We start from the raw sequence: 14186 nt of genomic DNA, 5'->3' as shown, positions 1-14186 counted from the left end.
GGCCACCCCGGCATAAAGGCCAAGACATAAAAACTGGTGCATCACAATTAAAGTCCGTTGGGTTGGTAGAGAACCACTCGGCTGCCGGAGTCTTCGAAATTGAACGGCACGTGAATCAAATTGTTGAGCCGTTCGCGAATCACGGCCTGTTTCTCCGGTTTAGCAAACAACAATAAGAAACCACCACCACCCGCTCCCAAAATTTTGCCGCCGATGGCGCCGGCGTCCATGGCCGCATTGTATATTTCGTCGATCTCTGGGGTGGACACCCGTTCGGACAAGCTACGTTTGTAATGCCAACTGGCATCCAACAGCTTACCAAAGGATTCGATGGGTTCGCGGCCGTCCTGCAACAATGCAATAGCCTCGTCAACCATTGCCCGCATCAACTTCAGCTCTTTTTCACGATTTTTCAAATTGTCGATTTTCGACTTCGCGACCTCGGAGGCGATACGCGAGAAGCCGGTAAAGCACAGCATCAAATGTTGACGGAGCTCTTGTTGGCGCTGTTGCGGCAGAATCAACGGTGCAACGTCGAAGGTATCATTGGTATGAAACTCAATCCGGTTGAAGCCACCGAAGGCCGCGGACACTTGATCCTGGGAGCCGACATTCTCACCAATCAAGTTTTGTTCGATGTGAATCGCATCGCTAGCCAATTCATCCTTGTTGGTCATTCGCCCTTGCAAGGCTTGCAAGGCGTTCAATAAGCCCACGGTAAACGACGAACTGGAACCCAAGCCGGAACGAGCAGGCAGGTCGCCATCGTGATGAATTTCCAGGCCTTCTGCAACATTTGCCCAGTTAAGCACCGCGCGCACCGCGGGATGTTGAATTTCGTCGTTATGTTTGACGTTTTCGATCAAGGAATAGACGATGCGGTGCTTATGGTCGAAAAACGGCGGCAAGCGACGGCAACTGATGTAGCAATATTTATCGATGGAGGTCGACAGCACGGCGCCGCCATGCTCGCGATACCAACCCGGGTAATCGGTGCCCCCCCCAAAAAACGAAGTCCTGAACGGGGTTCTGGTGATAATCAAGTGCTCAATCTCCCAACAATTTTCGCTTAAGGCGGATGCTAGCCATGTCCTCGATATTCTTGCGCTCCTGCACACCAAAACGGCGCTCGGCAAGCCCGAGATAAGCGGGATTTGAAAAGTAGGTTTGCCATGCCTGATCACGGAAACGCAACACATCCTCCGAACGCAAATACTTAGTCGGCAACGGTTCGCATTCATACGACAGGAAGGCAAAGCCTTCGTAAGTCTCGGGCAGTTTCCAGCCGTTGCGTTTGGCAATATGGTACATAGGACTGCCCGGCAAGGCCTGACAAGGATACATGTTGGCCATCTCGGTATTGAGCTCGATGGCAAGATCGAGCGTTTGCTGCATCGTTTCCAGCGTATCATCCGGGAAGCCGAAGATATAGTTGCTGATAATGCTGATGCCGGCATCGCCAATCGTGTCGCACACGTCACGGATATTGACTTCCTTGAACGACCCCTTGGAAACTTCTTGGCGCACCATTTGATTACCCGCCTCGATGCCCAACGCCAGCCAATTTACGCCGGCGCGTTTAAATAAATCGAGCGCATCACGCCTGACGGTATCGACGCGGGAATAAGTCCACATGTTAAAGTCGAAACCTCTATCGACCACGTTTTGCAGTATCGGCTCGTAATACTTACGATTGAGGAAGAACATTTCGTCGCTGATGCGTAGTGTGCGAACGCCAAGCGTCGCCAGTTTCTCCATTTCGCGAATTACCCAGGCTGGCGACCAGAAACGCATGCCGCGGGAGTGCGAGGCATCAATGCCGGCGCCGTTATCGGACCGATTGACAATGTTGATCATGCAGAAATCGCAACCGAAATTGCAACCTAGCGAGGTGTAAATAGCCGCGAACGGTGTGCGTTTGTCGTGGCTGAACTCGGCATGCCAGAAATGCGCCCGATAAAGATCGAGTGGTTTTTCGCGGTAAGGCAGCAAATCCCAGGCATAACCCGGCAGGTCTTCGTCCATTCGTTCCTGCGGCACCACGGACTGAGGCGGGTTGAGCACGGGCAAAGCCGAAGAGCTTTGTTTATAGCCGATGCCCTTGACATGCGCCAAGTCGCTCTTGAGATTGCCTTTCAACAGGTTGTGCAATGCGTAAACACCTTCGTTGAGCAACACAATATCGACGCACTCATGAGCCAAAACGTCCAGAGGCAAAGCGCTCGTATGCGACCCAACAAAGGCAATCGGCGTTTGGTTACCAGCAGCATCCTTAAACGCGCTAGCCAAGGCCAATGCGCCGATCATACTGGTTGTTCCGGAATTGGGGTTTTGCCCGTAAACAACAAACACTACCAAACGGGGGTTGAGCTCATCAATGCGCTGAACCGATTGTTCAAGCGTCAAACGCTCAGCGTCGCAATCCATTAAGGCTACATCAAATCCCTTGCTTCGGCATGACTCCGCCAGTAAAAGTGCCCATGTAGGGGGCTCGATAGCTGAATAGGTTTTAGCGAGATCCTGATAAGCCTTAGTAGACGAATCGGGGTTTATGAACAATACATCCATCTAGTATTTAATTATTATGTGAGACTAAGGTCTGTTGCGACTCATTTAGGTAACCGAAAAAACATAATCTAAAGCAATTCTGCTTATGTAATTGCGCTTCAATTTCTACGGCATCAATTGTTAAACGTTGTAAAAAAGCCTTTTCAGGGAAGACCGACTTGTACACGATAAAACACCTTTCCACTACCTGCCGAAGCGGTCGTAACGTTATGTATTACGGTGCATCCACCCGCTTCTCTTTAAAGTTGATAACTCAATCTATTTAATTATTCGGTTCGACATCAAGTCAATAATAGCATCATTGACTAACTTCTGACACCAGTTGATTTAAGGGCCCGTTAAAAACACAATTCAGTCAGAAAATCACCCTCAAAACACAGCCTAATCATTAAAGTTTACTCATCGACAACAAAAAATCAATAACTTGTCGACAATGTTTTGTAGTAACCATACTTATGGATACTCAACGTCGAAAATAATTTCAACCGCCTGCTGAAAAGGCGATTATCATGAAGATAAAAGTTACGTATTTGACCAGAAAATCCCCATGAGCCAAGCCTAATAAATACAAAATACTTTATCTCTTAATATTTTATTTATTCCACACATTATTAAGAGCTTAAAATGTTTTTTGTAAAAAAGCAATCTACGTTGCCAACCAATTTAATAAGAGCCATGACTTACTTCACTAGATACAACCATGATCGATCAGCCTTGAATCGTCAAAATTAACCAAGCATATTTGTACAACGAGCCTAGACTACATGAACTCAATCTCGCCCGCTTCCACCTACACCCCGGCAAGAGACAGTTTTAAGTTCGAAGGCTTCTGGCGATTAAAACAGAAAAAATGACCGTATTAAAATCCATTCTAACCGAATTGTTCGAGGCCTTACTCAGGCTATCAATAACCTGAGGATCTCACTAGTGAAAACAGCCTGCTGATGCAACACCCCCAAAGCCAAACGCCATCGTGCTCGCGAGATCGAGCATAGTACGCAAATCGTGCCTAGCTTCAGAATGACGTAAGCGATTGGCGCAGCGTACCATCATGCCCGACAATGGCATCGAACAATCAAGCCCCCAACCAGGACAACTGGCATTTTCTCGCCTATCCACGAGAGTTTTTACGTTCGATCCGCCGACAATCCGGCACATTGTATTGCTCAGCATTATGTCGGCAGACTCGGAATTGCAAGCTGCGATGCCACCACTCCCCTTATCGGGCGTGTTTGACGCGGAAGGCATTTTACAGCGACTCACAACCTCCTTTCCAGCCTGACGCCAAACTGGGATTTCGAAACCGCTATAGTGTTTTTTGTTGGCCGATCGCGGTGCAGACCCATGCCGTTCCGAGACCGGGAAAGTCACTCGCTGCAATTACACTTCGCCGATCATTTGCTGGTAATGATTGCCGTATACCCCCTAAGCTACCCGACTTTTCCGAAATCGCCGACGCTCGACAGCAATTGCCACACATGCTTCCAGCGTTTTCGGCCCGGCACAACCTATTGGCGATGCATGGCAAACCTAGACTTTCCGCCTCCCCGCGACGAGCCTGCACAGCCACAAGACCTGATTATCCTACTTTCAGTCATCCCCAGTCGCACTTCGCGTTGACGGCCAAGCACTTGGCAATACCTGCCAAATAGACCACAACCATCACCTGCGTTTCCGGCACCAGCAAAACCACCCGGATCAACTCACTCATCAGGCTGAAGCACCGAATAGCAGCACCATTTGGATTGACTAGGCGCACTGGCTGCACTTCCGGGGTGGCGAAAAAGCATTGCTTATATTCCAAAGGAAATACTGATTCAGGCCAGCACCTTCCGCGACAATCTGCTCTAGAGCAACACTGCACCGACCGACGATGAAATCTGGAGCATGCTCGAGCGATCCGCCTTGTCCTGACTTATCGAAAAGCTATCGCTTGGCCTGAATACCTCCATTGGCGAACGAGGCATCAAGCCTTCCGACGGGGAGCCGCAGCGCCTGGCGCTGACTCGCGCCCCGCACAGGCGCATGGCAATACTGATAGCCAGCCACCAACATGAAGAGCTGGGCCGGTTTGATCGACGGCACGGCAAATATGGCGGACGGCAAGATCGAAGCCTAGCGCCCAGCTCCGTGCCATAGCTTAAACACGACACTGTAGGCCCGCTCCGCCCCACCTCTGCGCAACGACTGACGTCGGCTTACATCGTCTGGGTATAGCTGAGCATATCGGTGTTATTGGCGGGGCGGGAGGCGCCGAAAGTCTTCGGCGACTATTTCTATTCGGAACGCTGGACTTTCCACCTTGCTGCTGTGCGCCAAAACCTCCACGAACCCGGCATTGACGCAGAGCCACTTGCTGACCGTTTCGTTGGCAATCGTGCTCGACACAGCCCTTGCACTACCACTTACTGAGGCCGCCCCCCCCTATCCCTACAGATATTCGCGCGCCTTAAGAACGCCGGGGATTTTTACAGAGAGGTCCACCTGTAGATATACTGCAAAACCTTCAGCACCGCACCGGTCACCAGCACCGCACTAAACACCGCCCCCAGCGCAAACAGCGTATTTTTTTCCTGAGGCGGAATGATGGTATGCCGGGCAATGTTGCTCAGCGACTGTCAACGGGGCGCGTAGTACCCTTGGGAGTTTTCGACCACAGAACAAGCCTCGGCTTTGTCTAGCTCGAACTGGCCGCCCGCCAATTCAAAACCCGGAAAAAGAAGGCTAATTTCAAACTAAGAACCAGACGACTTCAATGGGAAATTTTCATCGCTTGACTTTTGCAGCAAAACAGCAGCCAAGGAAAATCCGGTCATACCACGCCTGACGGCCTCAAATTCCAGACGCGCATAATAAGCGCATGAAATAGCCGTTCTCATTTGTTGTCTTTTTTCATTAGTCGCCGAAGCACGCGACGCAGGAATAGAGAGCAATCATTGTAAATGATGACTTTCTTTTGACACTTTATCACTCACAGCAACTGCCTTTGAATGATAAGTTATTGAATTTATTGGGGTGAACGATGGGGCTCGAACCCACGACAACCGGAATCACAATCCGGGACTCTACCAACTGAGCTACGCTCACCATAATGATGATTTTTTGCGATGGCACGCTTGGCAGGACTCGAACCTGCGACCCTCGGCTTAGAAGGCCGATGCTCTATCCAGCTGAGCTACAAGCGCAAATCTTGGTCGGGGTAGAGAGATTCGAACTCCCGACATTCTGCTCCCAAAGCAGACGCGCTACCAGACTGCGCTATACCCCGAATTGACCTTCTTATTATCCCGAAGAGCAGAAGCGCTCCAGAAAGATGACTATGATAAAGACATTGATTGCTTACGTCAACAGATTTTTTCACACTGATCTGATAAACCGATTTTGAGCCTCAAATAGTTGGTACAAAAAATCCCAAAAAAGCTTTTAAACTCCCAATAATATGTGCGGCACCGGCAGAGTATTAAGCAACAACACACTCCAACCCATCCACTTTTTGGAAACCACGCGGCAATGCTGTGCCACGATTCGCACGATTGCCAGTGTATTGAGCAATATCCATGGCTTTCAGGGTGACATGCCGCTTGCCTGAGACGATTTTCAACTCGCTGCTCGCCGACAACGCCGTTACCGCGACCACAGCATCCTTACCGGAAACCAAGTCTCCGCCAGGAATCTGAATTAGTTTATTACCCTTGCCTTTCGCCAACTCGGGCAGATCCAACGCTGGAAATATCAACAATCTACCCTGCAAGGTCGCAACCGCCAGCAAGTCGTGACCAGTTGGAATCGGCGCCGGCGTTAAAACTTTGGCGCCAGTTGGCAAGCTCAACAACGCCTTCCCAGCTTTATTTTTACTTTGCAGCTCTTTTAGCTGCACTCGAAAACCGTAACCGGCATTACTGGCAATCAATAGCCAATCGTCGGCTTGCCCAGTAAATACATCGGTAAACAAACTACCTGGCGGCGGATTAAGCCGACCGGTCAGCGGCTCACCCTGACTTCGCGCAGAGGGCAAATCATGAGTCGTAATGGTATAGACTCGGCCCGTGGAGTCCAATACATACGCCGATTGCGTGGTCCGGCCTTTCGCTGACGATAAATACGCATCGCCGGCGCGATAGCTCAAACTTTCGACTTCTATGTCATAGCCTTTGGCCGCCCTGATCCAGCCTTTTTGCGACAAGATAATCGTCACCGGTTCATTCGCGATAAGCTCAGTGGTATCCAGGGCCTGAGCCGCATCCCGCGCAACGATGGGTGAACGCCGATCATCGCCGTATTTTTCCGCATCGCGTTCGATTTCCTTGCGGATCAGTCGATTCAACAAGCGTTCAGAGCCCAAGGTTTTTTCCAAAGCCTGGCGTTCCTGCTCCAATTCGTCCTGTTCGCCCCGAATCTTCATTTCCTCGAGCTTGGCCAAGTGCCGCAATTTCAGCTCAAGGATCGCTTCCGCTTGCAGATCGCTGAGGCCAAACCGCGTCATCAGAACCGGCTTAGGATGGTCTTCGCTTCTAATAATCGCAATCACTTCGTCGATATTCAAATAGGCAATTAGCAAACCTTCCAGAATATGCAAACGTGCCAGCACTTTATCCAAACGATATTGCAGACGACGACGCACAGTTTCGGTTCTAAAGCTGATCCATTCAGTCAAAATCATCCGTAGATTTTTGACCTGCGGCTTACCGTTCAAGCCGATCATATTCATATTGACCCGATAATTCTTTTCCAGGTCAGTGGTGGCGAATAAATGCGACATTACCGCATCGACATCGATGCGCTTGGTCTTGGGAATCACTAATAGGCGCGTGGGATTTTCGTGATCGGATTCGTCGCGCAAATCCTCGATCATCGGCAACTTTTTCGCCAGCATTTGCGCGGCAATTTGCTCCAGCAACTTGGCACCGGACACCTGGTGCGGCAAAGCCGTGATGACGATATTGCCATCTTCCAGCTCGTATTTGGCACGCATCTTTACCGAGCCGTTGCCGGTCGCATACATTTTTTGAATATCGACACTAGCCGTCACTATCTCGGCATCCGTTGGATAATCCGGTCCTTTGATATGCGTCAGCAAATTTTCGAGTGGCGTTTCCGGATCGTCCAGTAATTGCAGACAGGCATTGGCGACTTCGCGCAGATTATGCGGCGGAATATCGGTTGCCATCCCCACGGCGATACCCATAGTGCCGTTCAGCAGCACATTCGGCAAGCGGGCCGGCATGAGGCTGGGCTCTTTTAAGGTGCCGTCGAAATTGTCGGTCCAGTCCACCGTGCCCTGCCCCAATTCGCTAAGCAAGGTTTGCGCGTAAGCGGTCAGCCGTGACTCGGTGTACCGCATGGCGGCAAAAGATTTTGGATCATCCGGCGAACCCCAGTTGCCCTGGCCATCAATCAAGGGATAACGGTAAGAAAAGTCCTGAGCCATCAACACCATGGCTTCGTAACAAGCCGAATCGCCATGCGGATGGTATTTACCCAGCACGTCACCGACGGTACGGGCCGATTTTTTGTATTTGGCCAACGCCGTTAGTCCCAACTCGGACATCGCGTACACGATACGGCGCTGTACTGGCTTTAGGCCGTCACCGATGTGCGGTAAAGCCCGATCCAAAATTACATACATGGAATAATCCAGATAAGCTTTTTCGGTGAATTCTTTTAGCGGGAGTTGTTCGAAGTTTTCCTGTACACCCATGGTTTTGCGAGTAATCCTGTGTTGAAAGCCGCCGAACCGCGACGAAATAGAGGGCGGCTAAAATACCACAGTCGTAGCATGATGGGGTGCTGGACATTGGCCTTCTCTGGGTGGATTCGATGAATCAACCCAGAGAAGGCCAAATTCGTTGCGTGCTGATCAAGAATTCTAGCCACTCCAAGCCGGCATCACGTGACACCGACAAACTTGCCAGCTATCCAAATCATATACGCTTTGCCATGCGTAGTTAACCTTTCGGGGAAGAGGTTATGCCCGGGCACGGCACGCTAGGCCAACTAATGACTACCACCATCCGTCGGAACAAGCTCGCCGCTAACGTACAATAATTAAAGTACAACTCGTTCCGGCACTTGTTCGCCTAACACCAAGGCGATGCTCCGCAAGCCATGGAGCTTGCAGAACATAATGATAATCATCGACTAGCGCTAACGATGACGCCCTAGGTGACTCCACTCCAATCCGCAACATTCTCCAGCCTGCGTGCCATCCCCGTGCACCGAGGCATCACGGGCCGCAACTCCGGTGTCGGCAAAGTCGGTAAACAAGCCATCCACACCCAAATCAAAGTAATAGGTCATTTCCTGCTGCGGATCAGCAAAGCCGTAGCCACTGGCGTCATTGCGGAACGTCCAGGTGTGCACCAGCAAGCCTTTGTCGTGGGCCATTTCCACTACGCCGGTACTGCCTTCGACAATCCTGTCGTTAATGTTTATTTTGCCGTCGCCATTGCGGTCAAAATCGACGGCTACGGTTTTTACCAAATACGGCTTCCAAGGACCAATCGCATCCGCGTAGGATTTAACAAAATCCAGACCGTCGCTGCTGAGCAAATCGGCAAATGTACGTTGATCGCCTTTTACTACAAAGTCATAAGGCTGCTTGTAAGGTGCAACCAGAGATACTGAGCCGTCCGCGTTGACGTCGTCCGCATCGATCAGTTGTACCAATTTGATGTCGGTCTTACGGCTTAAATATTGCAGATTGCTGACTTCGAAAGACTGGATAAACACCGGTGCGCAAGCACTGTTGCCGTATTCCTTATGCAGTTTTTTCAACAATTTGTCTTCGAAGAAATGCTTGCCAAACAGCGGCTTACCCTTAGCATTCTGCAGTTCGGCGTGATAAGTCGAATGTTTGATTTCAGGGTAGATACCAATGCGGCGGCCGGTCTTTTCGCTTTGCTGCTTGGCCAGCGCGATCACTTCGTTTAAGGTCGGGATTTCAAACTCGCCGTCATATGAATTATCCCTTCCTCGGGTTTGGATGGCGCGCAGGGTTTTGATTTCTTTCAAGCTAAAGTCGCTGGCAAACCAATCGGTCACTGCAAAGCCATCGACCATACGGGTGGTTTTGCGATCAGCAAACTCCGGATGATTGGCCACATCGGTGGTGCCGCCTATCATCGGTTCGTGGCGGGCAATCATTTGGCCGTCCTTGGTCAGCACCAGGTCGGGTTCGATAAAATCCGCACCCAATTCAATCGCCAGTGCATAGCCTGCCAGCGTATGTTCGGGACGATAGCCGGACGCGCCGCGATGGCCGATGACCAGCGGGCCGGCACTGGCGTGTTCGTGATGTTCACTGTGCGGCTGCGCCTGAGCACTGTTTTGGATACCGATAGCAGCCAGCATGGCTATAGTCAATAACGTGGGTTTCAACATGAATAGAGTCCTTATTTTGCTTGAAGTTAAATGGCTTAACCAGAGAAATTGCCGGGCGGCAAATACCGTCCCGGCCACTTGGCTTTAGTCGTGATCGCGATCGTGATGATCGTGCTCGCGTTCACGTTCGGCTTCCGCCGCCAGGGTTTTGCTGAAGACCACAGCGCCGTCGATGTCCTTAAAATCCACCGTCATAGCGCGGCTTTTTTTGTCGATATTCACTTCGCCAAAAAATTGCAGGCCGGCGTAAGGCGACAGATTGGCTTGGCCGGCTGGCGGCGCTTTCGAGAAAACCACTTGCGGACCGAATGTGCCGTCGGTGCTGTTGGGCCCGAAGGAACCAGCATTTAACGGACCGGCGACGAACTCCCAGAACGGCGCGAAGTCTTTGGATGCCGCTTTGGCAGGATCGTAATAATGCGCGGCGGCATAATGAACATCGGCAGTCAGCCAAACCAGGTTGTTGATTTGCTCATGCTTGATAAAACTCAACAAACGAGCGATTTCCAGTTCCCGCCCGGCCGCCGGCCCATCATTGCCGTTTGCTACAGCTTCCCAACGCGCTTGGCCTTGAGCCGTGTTACCGTCGCCGATATTCAAACCAATCGGCATGTCGGCGGAGATGACTTTCCAGGTAGCTTTAGAGTGTTTCAACTCGTCCTGCAACCAAGCCATTTGCTCGGCACCGAGAAAGGCGGTTTCGGCATTTTCTTGAGTTTGCAGATTGGCGGTGTTAGGGCCGCGATAGCTGCGCATATCCAGTACGAACACGTCCAATAGTTTGCCGTAGGAAATTTTGCGATAAATCCGCTCGGATTCTTCCGCGTCGTGCGGGCGCAACGGCGCATACTCCAAGAAGGCTTTGGTGGCGTGGGCAATCAACGTCGGTACATTCTTTTCGGTGTAGCGCGGATCGACGCTTAGGTCTTTGGAATCCGACCAGTTATTCACCACTTCATGATCGTCCCACTGCCAGATTTGCGGCACTTCGGCATTGAAACGGCGGACGTTTTCGTCTAGCAGATTGTATTTGTAGCGGCCACGGAACTCGTCCAAGGTTTCCGCAACTTTGCTCACTTCCGGCGTGACCAAGTTAGTCCAAATCTGGCCGTTCTCGGCCAGTTTGCTCTCCGGAATAGGCCCGTCCGAATACACGTTGTCGCCGCTTTGAATGAAAAACTGCGGCTGGACTTGGCGCATCGCTTCGTAAATCTTCATACCGCCAAAGCTCTCGTTGATACCCCAGCCTTGACCAGCGGTGTCGCCGCCCCAAACAAAACGAATATCGTCGCGCTTACCGATAGTATGGAAATGGCCAACCTCCGCTGCGCTTTTGCCGCGAGCGTTGGTTAAATCTTCAAACCAGACTTTCACATACACGCCTTTGCCATCCGCTAATCCAGTCAAGTCCTGGCGGGCGGTAAAGTCGGTTTCTGCCGATGCATACGGGCCACGGACACTAATCGCGTCCTTGAACTGCGGGTTATAAGCATATTGCAGCATCATCCGCGCCGGCCGATCCGCGCGGCTCCAAACGATGGCCCGACCCGGAGCTAAATCCCCGATCTGGATGCCTTGCTCCATTTGCGGCACATCAACGGTTTCCGCAAATACCGGCGCGTTCAGCGCTGACAAGCCGGCTATTGCCAATGCCAGTTTGGCGGGTTTTAAGAATGGCGGCCTGGGTTTTAGTAATTGCATTGCGACTGCTCCTAAGCGTTGTGAAGAGGCCGGGATTATAGGCAGCAGCAAATGACAATCTGATTAAGGTCCGCAGAGAAAGAATCGGAAGATTTGCAGCCGACTCCGGCGACAGAGAAGCTTTCCGTTTGCTAGGCACCACGCGGGCGCAACCCACCGCGTTTTGTGACGTGCTTCGCATTTAGGCACGGTTGTTGCTAAGCAACATTTTGTCTTTCGCTTTTTATTTCAATTAGTTACGATTGGTCTATTATTGATACTCCGTTAAAGCTCGGCGCTTGGTTCACGGGTGGATTAACAATTGCTTAGCTGCCAATAACGGCACACGTAAGCAGCCCGGCAAGTTGTTTTACCTAGCGCGCATACCAACATGCCATTCAAGCCGACATGACTAAACAGTCATCGGTGTATGCCAGCTATAGCATTAATAACTATAACAATAGCAAGCAAGAGGAAGGAATCATGATCAAACCCGGCAGTACGCGGCGTGGAGCCAAGTCCAAACAACTGAATCGTTTATTGACGATTCCAGTATCCCATATCAGCGAATTAGTACGTTGGATGCTCGACTACGGCGGGGTGCCGTACCGGGAAGAAGGTAGCGTGCCGATGCTGCATTTACCCGCCTTCTTGTTGGCGGGAGCCGATGCTAAGGCCATGCCGGTGCTGATCACCAGCGAAGCAACCTTATGTACCATGCACGAATCGCTGCAATACATCGACGCCCGTTTGCCCGCCGAACTGCGGCTGTATCCGCGCGACGAGAAAGGCAAGGCGGAAACCGAACGCTTGCTGGCCTTGCTGGTGGACAAATTAGGCTTGGCGACACGCAATTACGGCTATGCGATGTTGCTGCCACACAAAGAAACCGTGCTGTCGTTCTGGCAGCAGCGGGTGCCTGCCTGGCAAAAATGGTTAGCCGAGCGCGCTTATCCAATATTGGCTCAAGCCATGGAAAAATCCCTACCTGCCGATCCCGGACAAATCGCCCCCTGCAAACAACAAATCGAAGCGATCTTTGCGGAGCTGGACACTCTGCTGGCCGATGGCAGAAGCTATTTGCTGGGCAACCAGCCCAGCATCGCCGATTATTGCCTGGCAGCACTGTCTGCACCAGTGCTGTTGCCGGCCCAATTCGGCGGCGTACAGCCTAGCAAAGCAGAATTACCGGCCGCATACCAGGCTTTTGTCGAGCAATTGGCCGCCACCCCCACCGGCGCCCTCGCCTTGAAAATGTACCGCGAGCACCGGCCCGCGCCGGCACCCATCCTAGATCATCACCCCACGTCCACTACCCCGCAAAATATCGTCAGCTATTACCTGGCGCGTGGCGTCGCGATGCTGACCGGCGCCACGTTGCAACGTTGGCTATTCGGATTGTTACGAAAACATAAACCGGTACTGGTCCTGGGCAAACGCGCTTTGGTGACTCGTGACAGCGATGTCCGCGAAACGCTGGCTCGAGATACCGAGTTTACGATTGCCGAGATCAACGCACCCAATATGCAACGCCTGAACGGGCCATTCTTTTTAGGGATGGATCGTTCCGAAGCCTACAGCAATGAGCAAGGCGCGCTACGCCGGGTCATCAAGCCAGGCGAAGACCAATTGATCCGTCGCATCGTCCGCCAGCATTGCGACGACATGATTCAGGCTGCGTTGCCGGTAGGCCGCATCGACATGGTGTCGCAATTAACCCGACCAGTGGCGCGGCGTTTTATACGCGATTACCTCGGCGTGCCAGGACCAGACGAAGTGACGATGATGCGTTGGATGCGCTCACTGTTTCACGACCTGTTTTTAAATCTCAGTAATCAGCGCAGCATACAAATCACCGCCGAGCAGTCTTTCCAAGAAATGGGGCCGTACCTGTTAAATCTGATCGCGGAACGCCGGCAGCGCATCAAGCAAGGCGAGCAATTTGAAGATTTTCTATCGCGTCTCATCAAAATGGGCATGGATGGCGAGCACGATCTGGACGACGACGGTATCCGCCGCAACATCTCCGGCTTGATTGTTGGTGCTTTGGATACCACCTCGATGGCTACTACCTTGATTGTCGAGCAATTGCTTAGCAAGCCCGATGTATTGCAACGTGCCAAACAGGTGGTCGATGACGAAGACAAGCTATTGCATTTGTGCTTCGACGTGTTCCGTTTCAACACCATGGCGGCGGCCATGCGCCGGCATTGTAAAAACGGCGCGGAGATTGCCGGCGTGAAGATTCCGCCCGGCACCGAAGTCTTCGCCTTTACCGCCTCGGCGATGTTCGACGACAGCGCCTGGCCGGAGCCTTTCAGCGTGCGTGACGATCGCGCGTTGGATCGGTATATGCATTTTGGCGACGGCATGCACCGCTGTTTTGGTGAATATATCAATCGTATCCAGATTCCAACTTTGGTAGCCAGTTTGCTACGTTTGAACAACTTAAAAATAAATAGCGGCATTTTGTACGACGGACCGTTTCCCGATCAATTTGTCCTGAGCTTTGATCGGTAACTTTTTACCAGCACGATAATAATTTCAAGAGGACGTGT

At 51.6% G+C, this 14186-nt stretch carries 7 protein-coding genes and 3 tRNA genes; 1 reads left to right on the top strand and 9 read right to left on the bottom strand.

From position 1 onward, the window contains the following. Window positions 1-47: 47 nt before the first annotated feature. The 9 genes from CWO84_RS05735 to CWO84_RS05695 all read right to left on the bottom strand — a co-directional run bounded on the left by CWO84_RS05735 (window position 48) and on the right by CWO84_RS05695 (window position 11649). Window positions 48-1043, bottom strand: a complete 996-nt coding sequence (locus tag CWO84_RS05735) for a kinase (RefSeq protein ID WP_101052017.1) — start codon at window positions 1041-1043, stop codon at window positions 48-50. Window positions 1044-1047: 4 nt separating this feature from the next. Next, window positions 1048-2568: a radical SAM protein gene (locus tag CWO84_RS05730; protein WP_101052016.1), complete on the bottom strand. Its 1521-nt coding sequence runs from the start codon at window positions 2566-2568 to the stop codon at window positions 1048-1050. A gap of 1594 nt (window positions 2569-4162) precedes the next feature. Further along, window positions 4163-4372: a hypothetical protein gene (locus CWO84_RS05725; RefSeq protein WP_101052015.1), complete on the bottom strand. Its 210-nt coding sequence runs from the start codon at window positions 4370-4372 to the stop codon at window positions 4163-4165. A gap of 1207 nt (window positions 4373-5579) precedes the next feature. Continuing rightward, a tRNA-His gene (locus tag CWO84_RS05720) sits at window positions 5580-5655 on the bottom strand. Between the two features lie 21 nt (window positions 5656-5676). After that, a tRNA-Arg gene (locus tag CWO84_RS05715) sits at window positions 5677-5753 on the bottom strand. A 6-nt stretch (window positions 5754-5759) separates the two neighbouring features. Continuing rightward, window positions 5760-5836, bottom strand: a tRNA-Pro gene (locus CWO84_RS05710). 192 nt (window positions 5837-6028) lie between these two features. Then, entirely contained in the window at window positions 6029-8266 is a 2238-nt protein-coding gene (gene parC, locus CWO84_RS05705; protein WP_101052014.1) for a DNA topoisomerase IV subunit A, read from the bottom strand. A 446-nt stretch (window positions 8267-8712) separates the two neighbouring features. Next, on the bottom strand, window positions 8713-9948 hold the full coding sequence (locus CWO84_RS05700) for a glycerophosphodiester phosphodiesterase (RefSeq protein ID WP_240617971.1): 1236 nt from the start codon (window positions 9946-9948) through the stop codon (window positions 8713-8715). 84 nt (window positions 9949-10032) lie between these two features. Next, window positions 10033-11649, bottom strand: a complete 1617-nt coding sequence (locus CWO84_RS05695) for an alkaline phosphatase D family protein (RefSeq protein WP_101052013.1) — start codon at window positions 11647-11649, stop codon at window positions 10033-10035. Between the two features lie 387 nt (window positions 11650-12036). On the opposite strand from CWO84_RS05695, the gene CWO84_RS05690 reads away from it, so the two are divergent. After that, complete coding sequence (locus tag CWO84_RS05690; RefSeq protein WP_101052012.1) at window positions 12037-14148, top strand: cytochrome P450; 2112 nt, start codon at window positions 12037-12039, stop codon at window positions 14146-14148. The last annotated feature ends 38 nt before the right edge of the window (window positions 14149-14186 follow it).

Origin of the sequence: Methylomonas sp. Kb3, from assembly GCF_002834115.1 — a bacterium.
GTDB classification, from domain to species: domain Bacteria; phylum Pseudomonadota; class Gammaproteobacteria; order Methylococcales; family Methylomonadaceae; genus Methylomonas; species Methylomonas defluvii.
The sequence above is the reverse complement of the archived record's forward strand: the minus strand, read 5'-3'. Positions and strand labels throughout refer to the sequence as shown.

Coding starts and splice junctions, on each gene's coding strand:
- CWO84_RS05700 (WP_240617971.1), bottom strand. CDS start 9,948: ATGTTGAAACCCACGTTATTGACTATAGCCATGCTGGCTGCTATCGGT.
- CWO84_RS05690 (WP_101052012.1), top strand. CDS start 12,037: ATGACTAAACAGTCATCGGTGTATGCCAGCTATAGCATTAATAACTAT.
- CWO84_RS05695 (WP_101052013.1), bottom strand. CDS start 11,649: ATGCAATTACTAAAACCCAGGCCGCCATTCTTAAAACCCGCCAAACTG.
- parC (WP_101052014.1), bottom strand. CDS start 8,266: ATGGGTGTACAGGAAAACTTCGAACAACTCCCGCTAAAAGAATTCACC.
- CWO84_RS05730 (WP_101052016.1), bottom strand. CDS start 2,568: ATGGATGTATTGTTCATAAACCCCGATTCGTCTACTAAGGCTTATCAG.